Source organism: Paraburkholderia sp., from assembly GCF_050742655.1.
GTDB lineage: Bacteria > Pseudomonadota > Gammaproteobacteria > Burkholderiales > Burkholderiaceae > Paraburkholderia.
Window position 1 is genome coordinate 174197 of the sequence record NZ_JBOIGG010000007.1, and the last position, 22781, is coordinate 196977.

At 64.5% G+C, this 22781-nt stretch carries 19 protein-coding genes; 9 read left to right on the forward strand and 10 right to left on the reverse strand.

All coding sequences use genetic code 11. The features are described 5' to 3' along the window. Positions 1-39: 39 nt before the first annotated feature. From ACREXZ_RS12530 to ACREXZ_RS12550, 5 genes are all read left to right on the forward strand, one after another. Positions 40-435, forward strand: a complete 396-nt coding sequence (locus tag ACREXZ_RS12530) for an EF-hand domain-containing protein (protein ID WP_431764392.1) — start codon at positions 40-42, stop codon at positions 433-435. Between the two features lie 334 nt (positions 436-769). Next, complete coding sequence (locus ACREXZ_RS12535; protein ID WP_431764393.1) at positions 770-2917, forward strand: TonB-dependent siderophore receptor; 2148 nt, start codon at positions 770-772, stop codon at positions 2915-2917. Positions 2918-2971: 54 nt separating this feature from the next. Next, complete coding sequence (locus ACREXZ_RS12540) at positions 2972-3667, forward strand: PepSY-associated TM helix domain-containing protein (RefSeq protein WP_431764394.1); 696 nt, start codon at positions 2972-2974, stop codon at positions 3665-3667. Between the two features lie 286 nt (positions 3668-3953). Continuing rightward, positions 3954-4589, forward strand: a complete 636-nt coding sequence (locus ACREXZ_RS12545; RefSeq protein ID WP_431764395.1) for a 2-hydroxychromene-2-carboxylate isomerase — start codon at positions 3954-3956, stop codon at positions 4587-4589. A gap of 114 nt (positions 4590-4703) precedes the next feature. Then, the gene (locus ACREXZ_RS12550) at positions 4704-5663 is read left to right on the forward strand and encodes an acyltransferase family protein (protein WP_431764396.1); all 960 of its coding nucleotides are present in this window, start codon (positions 4704-4706) and stop codon (positions 5661-5663) included. Between the two features lie 9 nt (positions 5664-5672). Here the strand turns inward: ACREXZ_RS12550 and ACREXZ_RS12555 are convergent, their stop codons facing one another. The 7 genes from ACREXZ_RS12555 to ACREXZ_RS12585 form a co-directional block, all read right to left on the reverse strand. Continuing rightward, the gene (locus ACREXZ_RS12555; RefSeq protein WP_431764397.1) at positions 5673-6155 is read right to left on the reverse strand and encodes a nuclear transport factor 2 family protein; all 483 of its coding nucleotides are present in this window, start codon (positions 6153-6155) and stop codon (positions 5673-5675) included. 513 nt (positions 6156-6668) lie between these two features. Next, entirely contained in the window at positions 6669-6929 is a 261-nt protein-coding gene (locus tag ACREXZ_RS12560) for a DUF2866 domain-containing protein (protein WP_431764398.1), read from the reverse strand. A gap of 192 nt (positions 6930-7121) precedes the next feature. Then, positions 7122-7433, reverse strand: a complete 312-nt coding sequence (locus ACREXZ_RS12565; RefSeq protein ID WP_431764399.1) for a hypothetical protein — start codon at positions 7431-7433, stop codon at positions 7122-7124. Between the two features lie 94 nt (positions 7434-7527). Then, complete coding sequence (locus ACREXZ_RS12570; protein WP_431764400.1) at positions 7528-9354, reverse strand: M30 family zinc metallopeptidase; 1827 nt, start codon at positions 9352-9354, stop codon at positions 7528-7530. 466 nt (positions 9355-9820) lie between these two features. Next, the gene (locus tag ACREXZ_RS12575) at positions 9821-11539 is read right to left on the reverse strand and encodes a peptidoglycan D,D-transpeptidase FtsI family protein (protein ID WP_431764401.1); all 1719 of its coding nucleotides are present in this window, start codon (positions 11537-11539) and stop codon (positions 9821-9823) included. 98 nt (positions 11540-11637) lie between these two features. Further along, positions 11638-12267: a trimeric intracellular cation channel family protein gene (locus ACREXZ_RS12580; protein WP_431764402.1), complete on the reverse strand. Its 630-nt coding sequence runs from the start codon at positions 12265-12267 to the stop codon at positions 11638-11640. A 337-nt stretch (positions 12268-12604) separates the two neighbouring features. Continuing rightward, complete coding sequence (locus ACREXZ_RS12585; protein ID WP_431764403.1) at positions 12605-14146, reverse strand: methyl-accepting chemotaxis protein; 1542 nt, start codon at positions 14144-14146, stop codon at positions 12605-12607. Between the two features lie 468 nt (positions 14147-14614). On the opposite strand from ACREXZ_RS12585, the gene aepX reads away from it, so the two are divergent. From aepX to ACREXZ_RS12605, 4 genes are all read left to right on the forward strand, one after another. After that, a complete protein-coding gene (aepX, locus tag ACREXZ_RS12590) occupies positions 14615-16312 on the forward strand; it encodes a phosphoenolpyruvate mutase (protein WP_431764404.1) in 1698 nt (565 codons plus the stop codon). Beyond that, the gene (gene aepY / locus ACREXZ_RS12595) at positions 16309-17496 is read left to right on the forward strand and encodes a phosphonopyruvate decarboxylase (RefSeq protein WP_431764405.1); all 1188 of its coding nucleotides are present in this window, start codon (positions 16309-16311) and stop codon (positions 17494-17496) included. The genes aepX and aepY overlap by 4 nt, the downstream gene beginning before the upstream one ends. Next, a complete protein-coding gene (locus ACREXZ_RS12600) occupies positions 17496-18563 on the forward strand; it encodes a 2-aminoethylphosphonate aminotransferase (protein ID WP_431764406.1) in 1068 nt (355 codons plus the stop codon). The genes aepY and ACREXZ_RS12600 overlap by 1 nt, the downstream gene beginning before the upstream one ends. A 687-nt stretch (positions 18564-19250) precedes the next feature. Beyond that, positions 19251-20924 carry a DUF2957 domain-containing protein gene (locus tag ACREXZ_RS12605; protein ID WP_431764407.1) on the forward strand — a complete coding sequence of 558 codons (1674 nt, stop codon included), beginning with the start codon at positions 19251-19253 and terminating at the stop codon, positions 20922-20924. 116 nt (positions 20925-21040) lie between these two features. Here ACREXZ_RS12605 and ACREXZ_RS12610 read toward each other — a convergent pair whose 3' ends face one another. From ACREXZ_RS12610 to ACREXZ_RS12620, 3 genes are all read right to left on the reverse strand, one after another. Beyond that, the gene (locus tag ACREXZ_RS12610) at positions 21041-21193 is read right to left on the reverse strand and encodes a hypothetical protein (protein WP_166653536.1); all 153 of its coding nucleotides are present in this window, start codon (positions 21191-21193) and stop codon (positions 21041-21043) included. A 94-nt stretch (positions 21194-21287) separates the two neighbouring features. Continuing rightward, complete coding sequence (locus ACREXZ_RS12615; RefSeq protein ID WP_431764408.1) at positions 21288-22004, reverse strand: PIG-L deacetylase family protein; 717 nt, start codon at positions 22002-22004, stop codon at positions 21288-21290. A gap of 58 nt (positions 22005-22062) precedes the next feature. Next, on the reverse strand, positions 22063-22665 hold the full coding sequence (locus ACREXZ_RS12620) for a nucleotidyltransferase family protein (protein WP_431764409.1): 603 nt from the start codon (positions 22663-22665) through the stop codon (positions 22063-22065). Positions 22666-22781 lie beyond the last annotated feature (116 nt).

Here is a 22781-nt window from a genome sequence, read left to right on the forward strand (position 1 = left end):
GCACGACGTCGCGCATTCGCCGCTCAATGGAGAGACAGCATGAAGATGCATATGAAGGTAAGAGCGTGCGTGACCGCGGGCCTGTTCGCGGGATTGACCGCAGCCGTGCCGGCCGCGCATGCGGCGGGTGATACGCAGGCGATCGCGCCGGCCAACGCGGGTGTGCACGGTGGTGTCGACGGTCCGTTTTTTCCGTCGCGTCTGGCGACGGCAAGACAGACACCGTCGACCGGCGACGCGCTCGACCAGCAGGCGAACGCGCGGCTTGCCACGAGCCTCAAATCCACCGCGCTGGGACAGGGCGCGATGACGCGCGCGCAGGCGAAGCAGGCGGGGCTCGGCTACGTCGCCGAGCATTTCGATGCGATCGACCGCAGCGGTAGCGGCAAGGTGTCGCTCGACGACGTGAAGCAATATCTGGAGTCGTCGAAGTAAGAGCGGAGGGCGCGGCGCATCGATCGTCGAAGCGTCGCGTTTCTGTTGTTCGTAAGACCCGTTTTTCTCCAGATCGCGTTGAGAGCCGCGCTCGCGGCTGCTTTCGAAATTCTTCCATCGGCGCCATTCCTGTCGCACATCGGAAAGGATTCTGTCGGTAAATTTTCGATGCAAATAATAATGATTCGCATTAATATAGGCGCCTTTCGGGCTGCCTGAATGCCGGTTCCGCATCACGAGCGGCCCTGTTGACGGCTTTTACACTCAATCGGGGATCGGTTTCATGGCGGGGAACAGACAGCGGCGCGCGGCTTTTCGAGGTGCTTCATCGGGCGTGCGGCGAAAGCTGTCGTACAGGACGATGCTGGCGGCGGGGGTGATCGGTTTGTCGGTGCAGGCGGCGTCCGCCGCTGGTGTATCTAGCACGGACCCGGCCGATTCCAGCAAGGACCCCGGCACGGAATCCACCGACGGCAAGCAACTGGCGCCCGTGAAAATCACCGGCGAGAAGACCCGCCGCTTCGCGCCGGCAACCGTCGAAACCGGTCCATATCGCGGGCTCGACGCGCTCAGCGTGCCGGCCACCGTCAACGTCGTCACACGCGACGTGATGGACGCGCAGGGGGACACTGGCCTCTACGACGCGCTGCGCAACGTCGCGGGCGTCACGCGCCAGCAGCTGAGTGGCCTCGCGTACGACAACCTGTCGGTGCGCGGCATCGCGCTCGACAATCGCACGAGCTTCTACTTCAACGGCGTATTGCCCATCGACAACAACATCTGGATGCCGATGGAAGACAAGTCGCGCGTCGAGGTGCTGAAAGGCGCATCCGCGCTGTACTACGGTTTCGGCGCACCGGCCGGCATCGTCAACATGGTCACGAAGCGCGCAGGTGCCGAGCCGGTGACGAGCGTATCGGTGCTCGGCGATTCGAACGGCTCGTACGGCACGAGCGCGGACATTGCGCGGCGCTTCGGCAAGGACGACCAGTTCGGTATTCGCGTCAACGCGATGGACGAGCACGTCGAAACACCGATCGATGGCGATCGCGGCTATCGCAAGTTCATCAGCGCGGCATTCGACTGGAAGATCAGCAACAAGCTGAAGCTGCAGTACGACTTCGAGCACATCGAGACGAGCATCGTCGAGCAGGCCGGCATCGCGCCGCTCGCGGCGAAGAACGGCGTGATTTCGCTGCCCGGCTTGCCCGATCCGTCGAAGCTGCTGGTCAGCAACGCGCACCCCACGAAGGCGAGCGCGAACACGCAACTGCTGCGCGCCGACTATGCGTTCTCCGACAACTGGAGCGCGACCTTCACGCTCGGCCAGTCGATCACGCGACGCGACCGCTGGGCATGGGTGTTCCAGAAGTACAACGTCGCGACGGGGGCGGGCAGCCTGCAGGCGAGCGAGCAGAACGGCCAGATGTACGAGAACAAGAACGTGCGGCTCGAAGTAAACGGTGCGTTCAAGACTGGCTCGATCGATCACACGTTGACGGCCGGCGTCGTGCAGAACTGGCTGTTCCAGCCGGATTTCACGACGTACTTCTTCACCGCGAACCAGAATCTGTACAACCCGATCGAGATCACGAGGCTCACGGCAAGCGGCACGCCGAAGCAGTTCTACGCGCAGCACGTGCGCAACAGCGGCGTCTATGCGTTCGACCAGATCGATCTCACGTCGCGGCTGCAGTTCGTCGCGGGTGTGCGGCGCTCGGAGTACATCAGTTCGCAGGCGGGCACGCCGAAGCAGGACATCAGCCGCACGTCGCCGTCGGGCAGCCTCAGCTACCGGCTCACGCAGGACACGAGCGTTTACGCGAGCTACGTCGAAGCGCTCGAGTCCGCAGGCAGCGCGCCCGCGACGGCCGCGAACGCGAACCAGATCCTGCCCGCCGCGCTGAGCCGGCAGGAAGAGATCGGCGTGCGCACGCGGATCGCCGATCGCATGCTGCTGTCACTGGCGCTGTTCAATCTGCGGCAGCCCGCCGCCGAAACGAACGCCGACAACGTGTATGTGATGGACGGCAACGCGCGCTATCGCGGGATCGAAGTGTCCGCGCAGGGCGATGTGACGAAGGACCTGTCGCTGATCGCGTCGGCGGTTTATCTCGACGCGAAGCAGGTCGATTCGTCGGACCCGACGCTGCGCGGCAAGACGCCCGAAAACACGCCGCACGTCACCGCGAGCCTGTTCGCCGAATATCGCGTGCCGGCCCTCGCGGGACTGTCGGTCAACGGCGGGATGTACTACATCGGACCGCGTGCGGTGAACAGCGCGGACCAGGCGTATATCGGCGGCTACACGCTGTTCACGGCCGGGCTGCGTTACTCGACTCGTGTGTACGGCAAGAAGGTGTCGCTGCAGGCGAATCTGGAGAACGCGACCAACAAGCGCTACTGGAGCGCGGCCGGTTCGAACCAGCTTGGCGTCGGTCTCGGACGCACGCTCGAACTGAGTTCGACGCTCGAGTTCTGACGTTCTGACACACGCCACTGACTCATTAATCAAGGACGGTTGCAGGAGAGAAGCATGAACACCAACGTGACGCGCGTTGACACCAGACCGCGCGAAGCCGTTTCATCCAGGCAGGCTGCGGAACGGACGCGTTCGCGGCGCAGCCAGTTTCTCAAATGGCTGCGCAAGATTCACGGCTGGGTCGGTCTATGGGGCGCGGTGATCGGTCTACTGTTCGGCGTGACCGGTCTGCTGCAGAACCATCGCGCGACGATGAAGATCAAGGTCAGCGGGCCGATCGTATCGACGGTGCACGTGGCGCTACCGAGCCCGCCTCCGAAGAATCCGAAGGCGCTCGGCGAATTCCTGCGCGAGGAACTGAAGCTCGACCGGCCGCCGCTGCGCACGTTGCGCGAGGCTTCGCAGCCGGTGACGTGGGGCGATCAATCGGTGATCCAGCCGGAGCGTTGGGAAGTGCGCTTCGTCTCGCCGGGCTATCTGATTCAGGCGGAGTACTGGAAGGGCAGCACGTTCGTCGACGTCGAACGCCGCGACCAGGGGTTGATCGCGACGCTCGAGGGGTTGCATCGTTCGCAGGGCGCGGGCGTCGGATGGATTCTGTTCGCGGACTCGATCGCGGGCGCGATGATCCTGCTGTCGCTGACGGGCGTGATCCTGTGGACCGAACTGAATCGCCGGCGCACGATCGGCGCGACGATTTTCGTCGTGTCGCTGGTGGCGGCGATCGTGCTGGCGTTGCAGTCGTTGTAAAGCCGTCTGCACGGGCTCGCGCTGCGTTGCGATTGCTGCGGATCCGGCAACGGTTTCTTGCGAAGCGGGGCGATGACGAAACCGTCATCGCCCCGGATAATGAATCCCGTGACGAATCTAGCTCCTGGCTGGGGGCGAAGGTGGACTCCTCATCTGCCGGTTCGTCACGCTTTCCCCTCTCTCTCCTCTAATCGGTTCTCCGCGGTACGCTGCGTTGCGGTGTGTCATCGTCTACGATAGTCATGCGTGAACCGATGACCCGCACACGACGTCGAGGAGACTTCTCATGCAGACCGCTTCATCCGGCGCACCGGCCACAATCGATTTCTGGTTCGACTTCGCGAGCAACTACAGCTATCTGAGCGTGATGCGCATCGAGGAAGCCGCGACGCGGCAGCACGTCGAGGTCCGCTGGCACCCGTTCCTGCTGGGGCCGATTTTTCGCGCACTTGGCCAACATACGTCGCCGTTCGTCGAGCAGAAGGAGAAGGGCGCGTACGTGTGGCAGGACATGGTGCGCGAATGCCACAAGTACGGTTTGCCGTGGGTCCGGCCGAGCGTGTTTCCGCGTGCGTCGCTGCTTGCATCGCGCGTTGCGACGCTCGGCGCGAGTGAACCATGGATCGGTGCGTATTGTCGTCAGGTGATGCTGCGCAATTTCGCCGAAGATCGCGACATCGAAGCGCCGGCCGACATCGCCGAGGTGCTCGCGCAACTAGGCCTGCCCGCAGAGCGGATGCTCGCCGACGCGCTCACTGATGCAAACAAGCTCGCGTTGCGTCACGCGACAGAAGAAGCGCAGGCGAAGGGCATTTTCGGTGCCCCGACGTTCTTCGTCGGCGACGAGATGTTCTGGGGTAACGACCGTCTCGACGACGCACTCGCGCGCTGCATGTCGACGCATACGCCTCTCCGCACCTGACGTGCCGGTGGGCCGCAGAGGCCCCTTTCGGCATTTTTTCCTATTTTTGTTCGATATTTCGTCGAATCGACTGGGCTAAGATCGCACGTCCTACCGACCCGATCGAGGAGCCGTATGCAGCGGAGCGCCAGCATTGATTTCTCCAAGATCGCCCTGGCGGCGATGGTGGTCGCGCTGCATACCGAGATCTTCAAGGAAACCTCGGATTATCTGAGCTTCGTTTTCGTCAACGGGCTGCTGCGGGTCGCGGTGCCGGTGTTCTTCATCATCAACGGCTACTACTTCTACAACATCGTCGCGAAGGGCAAGCCGCTGATGCCGTGGGTCAAGCGGATGGCGATGCTGTATGCGGTCTGGATGGTGCTGTACCTGCCGTTCTATTACCCGCATCATCCGCGCTCGATCAAGGACGATGCGGAGTTCGTGCTGAAGCTCGTGATCGGCTATCACCATCTGTGGTATCTGGCCGGGTCGCTCGGCGCGGGCCTCGTGCTTTACGCGGTGCGGCGCTGGTCCGATGCGAAGCTGCTCACCGTGGCGGTGCTGCTGTTTGTCATCGGTGCGATTGCACAGTACGTATTCAACTACGTGAACAGCAGCCATCTCTATCTGAACAAGCTGTTCAACAACTACTGGCTGTTCCGCAACTTCCTGCTGCTCGGCTTTCCGATGTACGCGATCGGCTATCTGATCGCTAAAGGCCGCGCGGCTGCATTGTCTGACGGCGCGATACTCGCATGGATGATCGTGGGCATCGTCGCGTTGCTTGCCGAGAGTTCGGCGATCTACTTCTTGCACCCGGTACGCGACCACTTCGACAACTGCGCTTCGCTGCTGATCGCGTGCCCGGCGATCTTTCTGTTCGTCCTGCGCCGCAAGGGCACGGTCGCGACCGATCGCTACGCGAAGATATCGACGGTCATCTATTTCATTCACCCGTATTTCGTCTTCGCGCTGATGGGGCTCGCGGGTATGCATACGGGAACGGTGCTGTTCGCGATCTCGATCGTGTTGAGCCTGCTAGCGTGCACGGTGGTGATTCCGCTCGACCGCAGGCTCAAGCTGCTGCTCTGACGTCTTCGGTCAGTTCGCGTTGCCGCGTTTCGCGCGGAATGCGGCAAGTCCCTTCTTTGCCTGCCGGCGGATCGCGTTCTGTACGAGCGGGGTCCAGCCGAGCAGCGCGCCCTTGACGCCGAGCGCGTCGCGCGACCAGCGCCACAGGTCGAACGTGTCGCGGTGCTCCGCGATCAATCCGTCCGCGAACACGAAGCGCGCGTGAATCCGGTTCACGACACGTCGACCGCTCTGCGTGAACACGTAGCGTGCGGTCCACTGCGCGCTACCGGTCGTATCGTCGGCGACGACGTCATCGAACGTCAGCGAGAAGTCCTGCGCGCGTTGCGCCAGCATGCGCCACATGTCGCGGGCCTCGTCGCCGTGCAGTTCGCCGAACGCGGGGTCGCTGAACACGACGTCGCGCGCGTAGCACGCGGCCATTGCGTCGGCATCGAGTCGCTGGAACGCTTCGTAGAAGCGGACGATCAATGCCGCATGCGTGTCGTTCATGGTCTGGGGTCTCCTCCTGTGGTTGTCGGTGAATTATCGGGGATGGGATGTCTTCCGTCGAGCAGGCCACGGTTCTTCGCTTTCGGAGGACGTGGCTGCACACGCCGTATCGCACAGCATCGCGACGCCGACACGCGCAAAGATGCAGCAATGGCCAGGTTTCGTCAGCACGGAATTACGCAAGGCGGTGTTCGTTCCGCTGCTCGACCGGCATGCACCGGACGACGTGAAGCGCTACGCGGGCGACAAGACCGGCTCGCGGATGGACGCGCTGCAGCGGCACCTGACCGGGCATGCGTTTCTGGTGGAGGAGTTCAGTGTGGTGGACGCGTACCTGGTAACGGTGCTCTACAGCGCATCGCACAGCGGCGTCGATCTGGCGCAATGGCCGGAAGCGGAGCGCTCACCGCCGACCGGTCCAATGGCCGGCGGTGGCGCGGGCGCTCGCAGAATAACTCGCGCTGTTCCGCGAGGAACTGGCACGCCGCAAACAGGCATAAGGGGAAATGAGGGTTACACGTTTTCGGTGTACTGGCAGAAGCGTCGTCCGGGTACGTGCGAGATCACCAGTTCGGCGATTTCGGGTGCTGTGTATTCGGCGGGCACTGCGCGGCGGCGACATTCGGGATCGTGTTTCAACGTCCATTCGACGACGCGATACGACCGGCCCCATGGAAGCTGCTGCGGTGCCGAGACCGTGCACGAATGGATCTGCTGTGCATGGAGGTTGCCGGACATGGCCTGCAGATGGGTGAACACCGCGTTTTCGGTCATGGTTTGACTCCTTTCCTGCAGGAATACGTGTGATGGCAGCGGTGCTGCGGCGACAGGCCTGTAAAAAAGTGCCGCCTGTACTCCGGCGGCTCAACAGGGGATGTCGAGCATATGGTTGCAGGGAAGAATTAAGCCAGACTTAAAACGCGGCGCCGGCATGTATCCGCGTGTATCACGCTTGCCGGAGGTGAATCAGGGTGTGGTCAGCGATTCGACATGCACCATCGGCAGCTGGATGCCACTGGGGTCGAGCCGCACGACCGTGCCGCGAACGATGACCTGCTGATTCTGCAGCGCCGACGCGCGCGCGGACGGCACGCCGTCGAGCTGCCACACGCCACGCCGGTCATAGACGACCGGATACACGAACGGCTCGTTGCCGCGCAGCACCAGCTTGCCGGCGAGCTCGATCGCCTGGCCGACCGTGGTGGGCTGAACCGCACACGCCGCTTCGATCAGCAATGTGGTCGCGAGTACGACGAGCGGAAAAAATCGTTTGAGCATGAGGGTGCCGGGCCGACGATCAAATTCACTATGATGAAAACGATGAAGCGGCGCAGTGCGCCGCTTCGAGTCTACCGCTTCGATTGTGCCGCGGTTAGTTGACGACGACCGACAGCGTCGTCCCCGCCGGCACCTGCACGGTCTCGCTGAACGTCCCGTTGACCGCCGGTCGCAGCGCCGGGAAATTGCCGAGTGTCGGCAGTGCGGCCGGCATCGTCGACGGCAGATCACGCGAGCTTTGATACGCGGACGGATCGATGGCCGGCAGATTGAAGCCACCTTCGCTGCGTGCCGCGAACAGGTAATCGCTCACGCCTGCCGCACCGGTCGGTACGAGGCCGGCCGCGGCCGCGGCGAAGTGTCGCAGTTCCTGCGGCACGCTGGAGCCCGAACGGATCTGGCCGATCGCGTCATTCAGGATCGCGAGCGAATCGGTCTGGTTTTTATCGTACAGCAGCGTCTTGTAGAAACTCAGGCCAAGCTGCCGGTTCAGAAAACCGCCGAACGAGCCCGACACGGAGTAGCTCTCGCAATCGGTGCCGAACGGCTGCCAGTTCGTGAGACTGCAATCGTAGCTGCCGTGGCCTGCGTAATCCAGGTAGGTCGGGAAGCGCAGATCGCGGATCGCGTTGTAGCTCGGGTCGAGGTTCGTGCTCGCCCAGTCTTCCATCATCATCGCGGTCATTTCTTCGAGCCACGAATCGAATGCGTACTGCGAACCCATCAGCACCGAGCGCCGGTAGAAGTTCTGCATGTGCATGCTTTCGTGCGCCATCGTCGTCGTGATCTGCTGGAGTCCCGCGGCGCCGCCGAGATACAGCGTTTCGGAATCCAGATACAGCGAGATCGACTGGTTGCTGTACGCGAGCTGGCCTGAGCCAGTCTTGAAATCGTTGAGCGCCCAGAAGTAGCCGAGCAGTCCGAACGGTTGTCCGTTGTGATCGAAGTTCATCACGACGAGATCGATCGGCTGGCCGTTGCCGTCGATCAGTTCCGAATGCGAGTTTGGACCGTACAGCGGACCGCCGATGCGCGTCAGCATGTCGTACACGCCGCCGGCCTGCGCGTAGCGCGTGATCAGCGTGTTGATCAACGCCGACGAAATCTTGCTCGACCCGAGTTCGCCGTTTTCGACCCACAGGTTCACGGTGGTGCCGTCCGACGTTGTCATCGTCTTCATGAGTGTCGTCTGACGGACCGAGAAGTCGGAATAGTAAAACGTGCGTTGCGCGCCGAGCGCGTACGTCGCGACCGACGCGGATGGCGTGCCTGTCGACGAGAAGCGCGCAACCGACGATGCGCCTGTCGGTGCGCTCGAAGCGTACGCGGTCCAGCCGCGATAGTTGAAGTCGCGGATCGCGGCGAGTGTCGCGTTCTCGCCGGTGCCCGCCGTTGCGGCATTCGGTTCGGACTGCGCGCGCATCACGGCGGACAACGACGCAGCCGACGACTGTGACGCATTGAGCTTCAGCGAGGCGAGGGTCTGCGTCGCGGTGCTTTCGTTCGTGAAGACGAAGGTGAGGTTCTGCCCCGTGAGCCCCTTGATCGACACCGGGACGTTCTGCGCGGCCGCGCTCGTGTTGAGCGCCTGCCAGATGCCGGTGCCGCTGCCGGAGTAAGTGGAATCGTCGCTCGCGCCGCAGCCGGTACAGGCCGCGTGCATGTTGCCGTCGGCGAGGGCGGGCGTGGTTGCCGTGGTGGTCGCTGTCGTGGCGGCGGTGGTGGTCGAGGTGTCGGTACCTTTGGCGGTGCCGCTGGCGGCGGGGCTGGAATCGCCGCCGCCTCCGCCGCCGCATCCGGCCAGACCGGCAGCGAACAGCAGGGCCGCGCATGCAACCATCGATTTCGAACGCACGCTGCGCATGGAAGATCTCCAGTCCCCGGCGATGCCGGGATAAAACGGCACGGCCTTGCGGGCCATGCGGGCAGTTCGGGAGGTTTGCTTCGGGCCGTCGCATGGAGGCGTGCGGCCGGGCATTCCGTTGGCCGGGGTCGATCGTCGAAGCCGGCGAGGTGCAAGCCTCGAACCTGTTATCGGCGTGGGGGGCGGGGGACTTTAGGCGTGAAGCACGTTTAAAACGACGGAGTGGCGCGGCTTGCGAGCCAACGCATGCCTGAAGCACAGGCGCGAAAAACGTGCGGTGAGGACGGGGAATTTAAACGTCGAGTGAGGGAGAGAAACGGCAAGCCTGGGATGTGAAATGTGCGCTTGAGCGGCATCGCTGCGGTTGTCGCTCAAGCGCGAGCTGAAAACAGCCGTTAACAACATTAACGCGAACGATTAACAGGAGTTGATCCAGTCGATACGTGCGACCGGCGTGCACGTGGGCGTCTGCGAAGGTCCAGCCCGGCAAGGCTTTGCGACAGTCGCGTGGATCGATGAAACATCACGCATCCGGCGGCACACCAAGCAGTTGCAACGTGCCGCCCGTCACCGCCGAGAACACCGGACCCGCGACCGTGCCGCCATAAAACGCCTTGCCCGCCGGGTCGTCGATCATCACCGCGACCACCACGCGTGGATCGCTCATCGGCGCCATGCCGACGAACAGCGCGCGATAGCGGTTCTTCGCGTACGACGCGCCGACCTGCTTGCGCGCAGTGCCCGTCTTGCCGCCGATCCGGTAGCCGGCCACGTCCGCCGCGCGTCCGGTGCCGCCTTCGCCCGTCGCCATCTCGAGCATCGTGCGGATCGCCGCGGCGGTCGTGGGCGTCGTCACCTGGCGGCCGGCTGTCGTTGCAGCAGCGGCGCTGTCGTCGATCAGCAGATGCGCCGGATGCAGCGTGCCGTCGCCCGCGTAGGCGGTGTAGACCTGCGCCATCTGCAGCAGCGACGTCGACAGTCCGTAGCCGTAGGCCATCGTCGCCTGTTCGATCGGACGCCAGCGTTTGTAGGGCCGCACGCGGCCGGTGGCGACGCCGGGGAACGTCAGTTCGGGTGCATGCCCGAGGCCGTATTCCTGGTACTTGGTCCAGATCGTTTCGGCGGGCAGGTTCAGTGCGAGCTTTGCGAGCGCGATGTTGCTCGACTTCTGGATCGCCTGCGCGACGGTGATCTGTCCATGATTCGACGTATCGTGAATCACGCTAGGCCCGATCTTGTAGTACCCCGGGGATGTGTCGATCACGGTCTGCGGCCGCACCTTCCCCAGGTCGATCGACAGCGCGGCGACGATCGGCTTGATCGTCGAACCCGGCTCGAACGTATCGACCACCGCGCGATTGCGCAACTGTCGGCCGGTGAGGCGCGCGCGATCGTTCGGATCGAAGCTCGGATAGTTCGCGAGCGCGAGAATTTCGCCGTTGCGCGCGTCGAGCACGACGACGCTCCCGGCCTGCGCATTGTGCTTCGCGACCGCGGCCTTCAGCTGCGCATACGCGAGCTGCTGTACGCGGCGATCGATGGTCAGGTGGATCGTCGCGCCGTTGCGCGGCGGCACGAGCGGCCGCGTTTCGGACACGACACGGCCGAGCCGGTCGCGGATCACTTCGCGCTGGCCCGGCAAACCGACGAGCTGCGTGTTCGCCGCCAGTTCGACGCCTTCCTGGCCGTTGTCCTCGATGTCGGTGAAGCCGACCACGTGCGCGGCCGATTCGCCTTCAGGATAGAAACGTTTCGAATCGGCGATCTGCGTGATGCCAGCGAGACCGAGCTTCTCGATATGAGAGGCCGTGTCGGCGTCGACCTGGCGCTTGAGCAGCACGAACGATTTGTCCGGACTCAACCTGCGCCGCAGTTCGGCAAGCGGTACGTCGAGCAGTTTCGCGAGCGGCGCGTAGGTGCTGTCGTCGAGCAGCTTCGGCGTGGCCCAGATTTCGTAGGTCGCGAGACTCACGGCGAGCAGCGCGCCATTGCGATCGACGATCCGGCCGCGCGTCGCGTCGAGTTCGAGCGTGCGCTGATAGCGCCTCTGCCCCTGCTCGACATAGAAATCCTGATTCACGACCTGGACCCAGAACGCGCGACCGACCAGCGCCGCGAACGCCGCGAACACCAGCAGTACGACGAATTTCGAGCGCCACATCGGCAGACGCGGATCGAGCACGGCGTTGCGCGCGACGGGCGAGTAGGAATCGTGAGACTGCGGTTGCTTCTTGTGTGCCATGTGTGCGATGCCGGACAAAAACGTGAAACGGACGGAAAGACGAATTCAAGCGTGTGGCGCAATGCATTCCGCGGCACCCGACCGACGCAGCGAACGCGTCAGTGCAGGCCGCCCGTATCGGTATCGGCGGCGCTGAAGCGCTTCAGTCGCCACCGGAAGCGCACCGCCAGCATGCGCACCGTGAAGCCCGCGACGAGCACCGCCAGCGATGCCGCGCCGCGCCCCATGCCCGCCGATTGCAGCGCGAGGTACAACGCGCCCGCGGCGAGCGCGATGCTCGCGTACAGATCCTCGCGCAGCACGAGCGGCATTTCGTTGCACAGCAGGTCGCGCAGCATCCCGCCGCATACGCCGGTGATCGCGCCTGCCAGCACGACGATCAGCGGGCTCGTCTGCAGCGTCGACGCGATGTCGCAGCCGATGACCGTGAACGCGATCAGCCCGATCGCATCGACGGTCACGAACAGGCCCTGCAGGTGCCGCAGCGGCTTCGCGCAGGCCGCCGCTACCGACGCAGCCCCAATTGTAATAAGAACGTAATCTGGATGGGCGATCCACGCAAGGGGGTAGTGACCGAGCAGCACGTCGCGGACGGTGCCGCCGCCGAGCGCGGTGACGGTGCCGACGAGACAGAGTCCGAAGCGGTCCATGCCGCGGCGCATGCCCATCAGGGCACCGGACATCGCTTCGGCGACGATGGCGAGGAGGTAGAGCGAATGGAGCAGCATCAGGCGGCCTTCGTGGTGGCACGGCGGGGAGCCGTGCATCGAAAGCCGCGATTATCGGCAGGCACATCTACCGATGAAACCGGATTAAGCAGAATTTGTTGATGCCAAATTTGGCTTCATCTGCGTGCGCGAATGCGATGCCGTGTGCGGCACCGAGCGCACATCGCCAAGCGCCTGTCACATCCGGGTGGTCTGATTGAAAAACCGTGCCGGCGGATCGTTCGATAAGAGCGTCGTCTCCGACGCGGCGTGTTTCAAGGCGCTCCCGCGGGCGCCTTCTTTTTATCCGCGTTCGTATGAGGTTTGCACCTCACACACCTCTGACATTTCCTGGACATCAGGCCGGCAATGCGAAGCTCGCGATCGCTTCGCGCAGCACGTCCACCTGGTCCTTCAGCGAATGCGCGGCCGCCGCGGCCTGTTCGACGAGCGCGGCGTTCTGCTGCGTGACCTGATCCATCTCGCCGACCGCGCGATTCACCTGCTCGATGCCCGCGCTCTGTTCGCGCGATGCGTGGCTGATCTCTTCGAGAATTTCGTTTACGCGCCGCACCGACTGCACGATTTCCGTCATCGTCGAGCCCGCGTTCGCGACGAGCGTCGCACCGGATTCGACCGTGTGCGTCGACGTTTCGATCAACGCCTTGATCTCTTTCGCAGCGGTCGCCGAGCGTTGTGCGAGGCTGCGCACTTCAGACGCGACGACCGCGAAGCCGCGTCCCTGTTCGCCCGCGCGGGCCGCTTCGACTGCCGCGTTCAGCGCAAGGATGTTGGTCTGGAACGCGATGCCGTCGATCACGCCGATGATGTCGCCGATCTGTCGCGAGCTCGTCGTGATTTCGCCCATCGTCCGCACGACGTCGTCGACGACGCGGCTGCCGCGCGTCGCGACGTCCGCGGCCTGGCCCGCGAGCTGCGATGCCTGCATCGCGCTGTCCGCGTTGTGCTTCACGTTCGCGGTCATCTGGTCCATGCTCGACGCGGTCTGCACGAGCGCGGCAGCCTGCTGCTCGGTGCGCTGCGACAGGTCGGTGTTGCCGCTCGCGATCTCCGACGCGCCAACGTTGATGTTCTCGGTGCCTGCCCGCACGCGTGACACCGTCTCGACGAGCCCACGCTGCATCGTGTGCAGCGCATGCAGCAGGCTCGCGCGATCGTCGCGCCGCAGTGGCACGCCGGTCGACAGATCGCCGCGCGCCATCCGCTGCGCCGCTTCGACCGCGACTTCGAGATCGCCGCCGAGCGTGCGCCGCACACTACGCAGCACCAGCATCATCACGACGGTCGCGACCGCGCCGAGCGCGACCGTGATCGCGAGCCAGCGCAGCAGGTTGGCGAAAAACGCCTGCTGCACGTCGTCCATATACATGCCGGTGACGAGGTCCCAGTCCCACGGCGCGAAGTGCAGCGAGTAGCTCGTCTTCGCGACCGGCTGGTCATGGCCCGGCTTCGCCCACAGATAGTCGACGAAACCGCCGCCCGGGAGATTGCCGGCCTTCACGATGTCGGTGAACAGATGGTTGCCGGCCGGATCGGTGAACTGCGCGAGGTTCTTGCCGATCAGCTCCTTCTTGAACGGATGCATCAGCATCACCGACTGCGAATTGTTCACTGAGATGTAGCCGTCCTTGCCGTAGCGCATCGCCTCGAGCGTTGCCAGCGCCTGCTTCTGCGCGTCCGCTTCGGACATCGCGTGCTGCTGCGACAGCGCGTAGTAGCGGTTGACGATCGTCGACGCCTGCTGGATCAGCGCGGTCAACTGGTCGCGCCGGTCGGCGATCATCGACGCGCGGTTCTGCCACGCGCCAAATCCGCCGATCAGGATCAGACCGATCCACAGCACGGCGATCATCGAGGCAAGTTTCTTGTTCAGGGTCATGGCGATCAGTCGCAAGCGGAAAACGGAAAAAGGGGGTTCCTTGTTTCGTTTACGGCGCATGCCGTCCGCGGCGCAGAGCGGGTAAGCCCTGATTCCTCTGGTGTTTGGCGTGCCCGGTGGACGTAACGGGTGTGACGGGTTCGAGACTCCAGCCAGCACCGCGAAAGCCTCATCAAAAGCAAAATAAAAGTGACCGCGGACGACACCTCGCGAATGATCGAAGAACCGCATGCACAGGGGCTCCGCGACCCGTCAATGACCCGTCGGACACCACATTTTTCCCACCATTTCCATCAATTGCCATAAATAAGGCACGTGGACGACGCTGACCTTTCATTTCCGCTATAGTCGCGATTTTTGGCGCTCTCCAAACCCGTGCGACACGCGCGGAAGAGCGGCGCAGCGGCCGCCCGCGCGGCCCGCAAACATGCCGCCGACGATGCGGCGGCCACTGGAGTACACGACGAGATGAACGCACGCGACACCGCTCTCCTTACCGCTTCGCGCAGCAGCCGGCTGCGTCAGATGCTCACCAGCAACCAGCTCGAATTCCTGATGGAAGCGCACAACGGCCTGTCCGCGCGCATCGTCCGCGAAGCGGGCTTCCGCGCGATCTGGGGGTCGGGCCTCACGATCTCCGCGCAGTTCGGCGTGCGCGACAACAACGAGGCGAGCTGGACCCAGGTCGTCGATACGCTCGAGTTCATGGCTGACGCGAGCGACCTGCCGATCCTGCTCGACGGCGACACCGGCTACGGCAACTTCAACAACATGCGCCGTCTCGTGCGCAAGCTCGAGCAGCGCGGCATCGCGGGCGTCTGCATCGAAGACAAGGTATTTCCGAAGACCAACAGCTTCATCAACGGCGAGCGCCAGCCGCTCGCCGAGATCGACGAGTTCTGCGGCAAGATCAAGGCCGGCAAGGACTCGCAGACCGACGAGAATTTCTCGATCGTCGCGCGCGTCGAGGCGCTGATCGCGGGTTGGGGGATGGACGAAGCGCTGCGCCGCGCGGAAGCCTACCGCCAGGCGGGTGCGGACGCGATCCTGATTCACAGCAAGCTGTCGCGTCCCGACGAGATCCTCGCGTTCGCGAAGGAATGGGCCGGCCGCGGCCCGCTCGTGATCGTGCCGACCAAGTACTACAGCACGCCGACCGAAGTGTTTCGCAAGGCCGGCATCAGCGCGGTGATCTGGGCGAACCATCTGCTGCGCGCCGCGACCACCGCGATGCAGGCCGTCGTGAAGGAAATCCATGACAACGAAACGCTCGTCGACGTCGAGGACCGCATTGCCTCGGTCAACGAGATTTTCCGTCTGCAGGACGCCGACGAGTATTCGGAAGCCGAGCGCCGCTATCTGTCGTCGTCGCGCGCGAGCGGCTCGGCGATCGTGCTCGCCGCGAGCCGCGGCGCCGGGCTCGAAGCGCTGACCGAAGAACGTCCGAAGGTCATGCTGCCGGTGGCCGGCAAGCCGCTGCTGCGCTGGCTCGTCGACGGCTTCAAGAAGCAGGGCGTCAACGACATCACCGTGGTCGGCGGCTATCGCGCCGATGCGATCGACACGGCCGGCATCAAGCTCGTCGTCAACGAGCGCCATGCGCAGACCGGCGAACTCGCGTCGCTCGCGTGCGCGATCGGCAACCTGCAGAACGATACGGTGATCTCGTATGGCGATCTGCTGTTCCGCAGCTACATCGTGCGCGATCTGGTCGAGAGCGAAGCGGCGTTCAGCGTCGTCGTCGATTCGTCGTTGACGCAGGCTGAGAACAGCAGCGTGCGCGATTTTGCATGGTGCTCGACTGCCGATGATCGCGGCCTGTTCGGCAACAAGGTGCTGCTGCGCCGCGTGTCCAATGATGTGTCCAACCCGGGCGACGCAGCACCGAACGGTCGCTGGATCGGTCTTCTGAACGTGCGTGGGACCGGCATCGAACGGCTGAAGACGGTCCTCGCGCAACTGCAGCAGCGCCCCGATTTCGATTCGCTCGACATCCCCGCACTGCTCAACGCATTGATCGAAGCCGGCGAGGAAGTCGAAGTACAGTACGTGCATGGTCACTGGCGCGGCGTCAACGATCTCGAAGACTTCCGTCGCGCAGGTGACTTCGCGCATGCCCAGACCCCGCTCGTGTCGGGCGACGCGGCGAGCGGAGCGGCACGATGATCGAAGCGGCACAGTTCGTCGAGGCCGCGCGCACGCGTGGCTTCGACTGGTATGCGGGCGTGCCGTGCTCCTACCTGACGCCGTTCATCAATTACGTGCTGCAGGATCCGTCGCTGCATTACGTGTCGGCGGCGAACGAGGGCGACGCGGTCGCGCTGATCGCCGGCGTCACGCTCGGCGCGCGCAACGGTCGGCGCGGCATCGCGATGATGCAGAACTCCGGGCTCGGCAACGCGGTGAGTCCGCTGACGTCGCTCACATGGACGTTCCGGTTGCCACAACTGCTGATCGTCACGTGGCGCGGCCAGCCCGGCGTGCCCGACGAACCACAGCACGCGCTGATGGGTCCCGTGACGCCGGCGATGCTCGACACGATGGAGATTCCGTGGGAGACGTTCCCGACCGAGGCCGGTGCGATCGGTCCCGCGCTCGATCGTGCGATCGCGCACATGGATGAAACCGGCCGGCCGTACGCGCTCGTGATGCAAAAGGGCAGCGTCGCGCCGGTCGAACTGAAAAAGACGGCGGCACCGGTGCGCGTGCCCGCGATCGCCGCACGCGATGTGTCGCGCGGTCTGTCGGCCGATGCGCTGCCGACGCGTCAGCAGGCGCTGCAGCGCGTGATCGCGCGGACCCCGGCCGATTCGACGGTCGTGCTCGCGTCGACCGGCTTTTGCGGCCGCGAACTCTATGCACTCGACGACCGGCCGAACCAGCTGTACATGGTCGGCTCGATGGGCTGCGTGACACCGTTCGCGCTTGGGCTTGCGATGTCGCGGCCCGACCTGCGGGTGGTCGCGCTCGACGGCGACGGCGCCGCGCTGATGCGCATGGGCGCGTTCGCGACGCTCGGCGCGTACGGTCCGGCGAACCTCACGCACGTGCTGCTCGACAACGGCGCGCACGATTCCACCGGCGGCCAGGCGACCGTATCGCCACAGGTGTCGTTCGCGGGGGTGGCCGCGGCGTGCGGCTATGCGTCAGCGGTCGAAGGCGACGACCTCGCGGTGCTCGACGAAGCATTGGATGCACCTGCTGCGCTCACGACGACAAGCGGTCCGCGCTTCGTGCGGCTCGCAATCAAACGCGGCACGCCCGACGGCCTGCCGCGTCCCACCATCACCCCGCCCGATGTGAAGACGCGTCTGATGCGCCACATCGGCGCCGCGCAAGGAGAGCGTTGATGCTGCTGCTCAACCCCGGCCCGGTCACGCTGACCGAACGCGTGCGCCGCAGCCTGCTGCAAACCGATCTGTGCCATCGCGAGAGCGAATTCTTCGATCTGCAGGACGAGGCGCGTGCGCGGCTCGTCGACGTGTACGGGCTCGATCCCGCGCAGTGGGCAGCGGTGCTGATGACGGGTTCGGGCACCGCGGCGGTCGAGAGCATGATCGCCGCGCTGGTGCCGGAGCGCGGCAAGCTGCTGATCGTCGAGAACGGCGTGTACGGCGAACGCATCGCGCACATCGCGGCGCAGTACCGGATCGCGCATGAAGTCGTGACGCACGAGTGGATGGAGGCACCGGACCTCGCACGCATCGTCGAACGGCTCGACGCGGACGGCAGCTTCACGCACGTCGCAGTGATTCATCACGAGACCACGACGGGCCGCCTGAACGATCTGCGCACGCTTGGCGCTGCATGCCGCGAGCGCGGCGTGCAACTGCTGGTGGACGGCGTGAGCAGCTTCGGCGCGGAAGCGATCGATTTCGACGACGGCAGCATCGCTGCCGTCGCGGCTACCGCGAACAAATGCCTGCACGGGGTGCCCGGCGCGGCGTTCGTCATCGTGCGGCGCGATGCGCTCGAGCAGGCGGCGAGTCGCACGTTCTATCTCGATCTCGGACGGCTCGCACGTCTGCAGGATCAGCGGAATACGCCGTTCACGCCGTCGGTGCACGCGTATTACGCGCTCGTCGAGGCGCTGCGCGAAATGCACGACGAAGGCGGCTGGCGCGCGCGTCATGCGCGCTATGCGGCGCTCGCCGAGCAGGCGCGCGCGGGGCTCGCGGCCCAGGGCATCGGCAGCGCGTTGCCGCCGGAACAGTCGTCGGTCGTGCTGCGCGCGTATCGCCTGCCGAACGGTGTGCCGTACCCGCGGCTGCACGATGCGCTGAAGGCGCGCGGCTTCGTGATCTACGCGGGGCAGGGCGGTCTCTCCGCGGAACTGTTCCGCATCTCGACGATGGGCGACCTCCACGCCGCCGACATCGACCGGTTGCTGCAGGCATTCGGCGAACTGTCGCGCTGACTTCGTTGTAGTGCTAGCCGCGCGCCGCTAGCGGTGCGGCCGCGGCCATCCCACCTCCCACGAACACTTCGATCCCTACATGGGCGCTGCGAGCGTCAGGATCTGCACGCGTACGCGCATGCGTTCAATGTCACGCCGGGCTGTACGGCCGGATTACTGGCATTGGGTGCGGCGTTATCGCGCGCTTTACCAGATCCACGACAATCCGTCTGATCGGGGTGGAGTTGGCGTTTAACAGCGGAGGTTTTGCGACCAGTGAATCGACCCATATCGGGTCATAAAGAGCTTGCACCCGGCGCAATAGCCGCCCTGGTGCAATGCGGCATGCGGATTTACGGTCATCCATTAAGCATGGACGACCGTTTGAAACGCCCTGAGCGGCCCGCGTGGAGGCCGTCAGCGCCTTTCTCCGGGGTTTGGACGGGCGCCTCTATGTACATTCTCCGTTAACCGGTTTAACTTCTGCGCGACCACATAGCAGTAAATATCAGGCCAATGGAGACCCTCATGCGAGGCTGCGTTTCGCGATATTCATATCGCCTCGTTCTACCGCCATAAATAAAATAGTACGCATTTTGCGCGGTCCGGATATTCATCGGCATACCCGTTTTGCTTCGAACGGTGATTGAATCCGGACGGCACGGAGTAGCTGCATTATTCAAACGATAAATCCGGAGGAGACAGAAGATGGCGCGCATCGTGCGCGACGGTTTTGCCGTCGCAAACCTGGTTGGCATCGCGGCGGTTGCCGTGCTGGTGGTTGCATGTAGCGGCGGTAATCCGGGTTCGCCCGGCCCGGTCAACGTGTCGCAATGTTCCGGCAGTACTTGTGGACCGTCCGGTCAGCCGCCGTCGGCACCTTCGACGCTCAAGCTGTGCCCCGACGCGCTCGACTACACGACCACCTTCACCGGCGGCTCGGGCAGCGGCGAATACATCAAGGCGAAGTTCAATTCGGCGACGAAGCAATACCAGATGACCTTCGTCGAATCGATGGTGCCGACCTCGGCGGGGCAGGTGAACAACACGCGCCAGGGCATCACGATCACCGGGTCGTACACGACACCCGATCTCTACCAGGTCACGAATGCCAGCGGCGGGACGTCGACGCCCCTCGTGTTGCCGAGCGCCGAGCAGAACCGCTGCGCGATCGTGCTGAAGGACGGCGCGTCGGCGGATGGCAGCTACAAGATCACGGTGAATCCGCAGGATCCGCCGCTGCTGTTCGTCGGGCAGGGGATCATGGGCGGCTCGATCCCGGGCGCGACGATCCAGTTCGCTGGGGTGCAGCTCGCCCCGGGCTTGTTTATCGGCGTTGTGCCGGGCCGCGTGTTCGATTCGTACCCGTTCATCGGTTTCAGTGAGACGGTGACCGATTTCTCGCAGATCGCGGGCACGTATAACGAGCTCGGCTTCCGGGTTACGCCGGAAGGCACGCAGTACCAGACCATTCCCAACGAGACGCCGGCGCAACTGGCGGCCGGCAACATCGGCTGGCAGCCCGACGCGATTCAGGCGTCGGAGACGTTTGCTGCGGATGGTTCGTGCGTGCCTGATACGTCGAAGTATTCGTGCGGTTCGACGGGTGCGCCGTGGAAGCTGCGGACCAATGCCGACGGTTCTGCCGACAATGTGTTCACGAGCGGCATTGCGTCGGGGGCGACGTATCCGGTGGTCGGGATCGGCGTCCAGCCGCTGTCGTTTGGCGGCGACACGGCGCACGGCGTGATGATTGTCGGCAAGGTGAACGGGACGCTCGTGCCTGTGATCGTGCGGGTCGGTGACGGCCATGCGGATCCGAGTAACCTGTTTGCGTCGATCCTCGATGACCAGATTGGCATTTCGCTGCTCGCGCCGGCGACGACGATCGCGCAGTCCGCGCTGTCGGGCGGCTACATCGGTGCGAACAGCACGTCGGCGTGCGGGATCGTCGAATACGCGGGGCAGTCGCCGCAAGGTCGTCTCGTCACTAACCCGGACGGCACGTCTTCGACCATCTATCCATCGGCCGGGGCATGCATCGACGGCAGTGCGTCGTTTAACGCAGGCGTGAACTCGACCGCGACGCTGTTCCAGAATCCGAACGGCTCGCTGCTCACGCCATTCACCGCGACGGTGACGTCCAGCTTCACGCTCGACTACACACAGACGCAGCCCGGCGTCGTGAAGGTCACCGCGACCAAAGACCTCCTGAGTGGCACGACGCCGATCTTTCAGACAGGCGACACGGGTGTGATCGTCAAGGTAGGCCCGGTGTTCGCTCTGTTGATGAACGGCTTCAACCAGCAGTTCACGACGAACAGTCCGGCCAACGTGAGCAAAGTAAATCCGTTCCTGACGATCGGCGCATTCGTGCAGTAGCGCCGGTCGTGGTCCGGGGGAGCGTGTGCCGGTGGCACCGGCTCCCCGTTCGTGAGCGCCGGGTTCGCCCGGCGTTTTTTTATTCCTGCCGGCCGGGCTGACGACCGGGAAACGCGTTACACCGGATCTTTATCAGGCGGACCTTCAGGCCGTTGCGGCTCGTCGTTGTGATGCCCCGGCGGCGGAGGCGTCAGCGGGTCGCCCTCCGGATCGCGGGTCGGATCGGCAAGCGGATCGGGAACCGGACTGGTGTGCATCTCGAGGTTCATGGCGTGGCCCCTGCGAACGAGGCGCGCATTCGTGCCCCTGTCGGATAGCGTAGGCGATCCTGCGTGAATGCGCTGTGCGTCTGCGCACGTGCCGTCAGACCGTCTTGCGTCGCGCCGCAGACCGCGAAACCGTGAGTTGCCAGTAGCGTTCGGCGGCGAACACATCGTCGTAGCCATCCGGGCCGAACGCGTGCAACTGGCTCGCGTACGCGTCGACTGCCTCGCGTTTCAGCAGCGCGCGGCGCTCCGGATCGAGCGTATGCAGTTCGGCCGGCTGCGCGGGCGTCGCGACAATACGACGCCGCGTGAGATCGACGAGCCGTTCCTGCACGATGCCGGGCGTCCGGCGATACAGCGCGTCTTCATACGCGAACCACGACAGATGCGCGAGCCGCGGCAGGATTTCGCAGCACGCGCGATAGACCAGGATGTGGTCGGCGTGAAACAGGCCGAGCGGCATCAGCAGCGTGTTCGCGGTCGAGCCGTAGATCACTTCCTCGAGCGCGGTCGCGAGCGTGTCGATCGAAGGCGAGTCGAGATACTGGCCGTCGCGGAACGGCATGCGCAGCGGAATCGCATCGAGGATCGACAGCGCGTGGTCGTCCTCGATCGTGCGCGCGTGGACGGCCGCGTGCGCGCCGGTAAATCCTGCCTTTGTGTCCCACTCGGTGTGCATGTCGCGCTCGGGCGGCGCGGCGAATACCGTGCAGACCGCGGCGTCCGGATGCGCGGCGAGCAACGTGCCGCAGCCGAACACGGCATCGTCGAAATGAGGGGAGACAACGAGCAGGCGCGGACTGGTTTCGCTCATGGGTGCGAGGTGTCGACGAGAGGGTTATGCGTGTGGTTTCGCAAACCGTGTGCCTGCATCACGCGCGCCCGACGTCGAGCGTGTCGAGATCCGCCGGCGTATCGATGTCGCGCAGAATGCCCGGATCGTCGACGTCGACGCGTGTCACCGTCTGCGACGCGAACAGCGCGCGGGCACCGGCATCGCCGTCGAGCGCGAGCAGTGCCGCGCGATGCACGCTGCCGAAACCCGCCGGATGTCCACGCTGGTTGCGGTAGAACGGCGCGACGAGCGAGGCGCCGGCGCCCATCGCGGCCGCGACCGCTTCGATCGTGGCCAGCGCGATACGCGGCATGTCGGCGAGCGCGACGATCCAGCCTTCGGCGTCGTCGCATGCTTCGATGCCCGCGGCGAGACTCGCGCCCATGCCGCGCTCCGCAGCCGCCGAGAACACCACGTCGCAGCCCGCGTCGTTGAGTTCGCGGGCGAGCACGTCGGAGCCCGGCCGCACGACTGCGACGACTTTCGGCACGACGCGCAGCAAACGGTGCGCCGACTCGTGCGCGACCGACGTGCCTTCCGGCAGACGCGCGAGCAGTTTGTTGTGGAGGCCATCGGGATCGAAGCGCGACCCGTAGCCGGCCGCAAGCAGCACGCCGGTGGCGAGCGATGCATAGGTCATGACGCGCCCTGAGAAGAGGAGGAGCCGGGGTAACCGGACGTACGCGTCGATTGTGCGGTGCAAGCGTCGACGAGGCAAGCGCCGTGCTGTCCGCGCCATAGGTAGTCACGCGCACG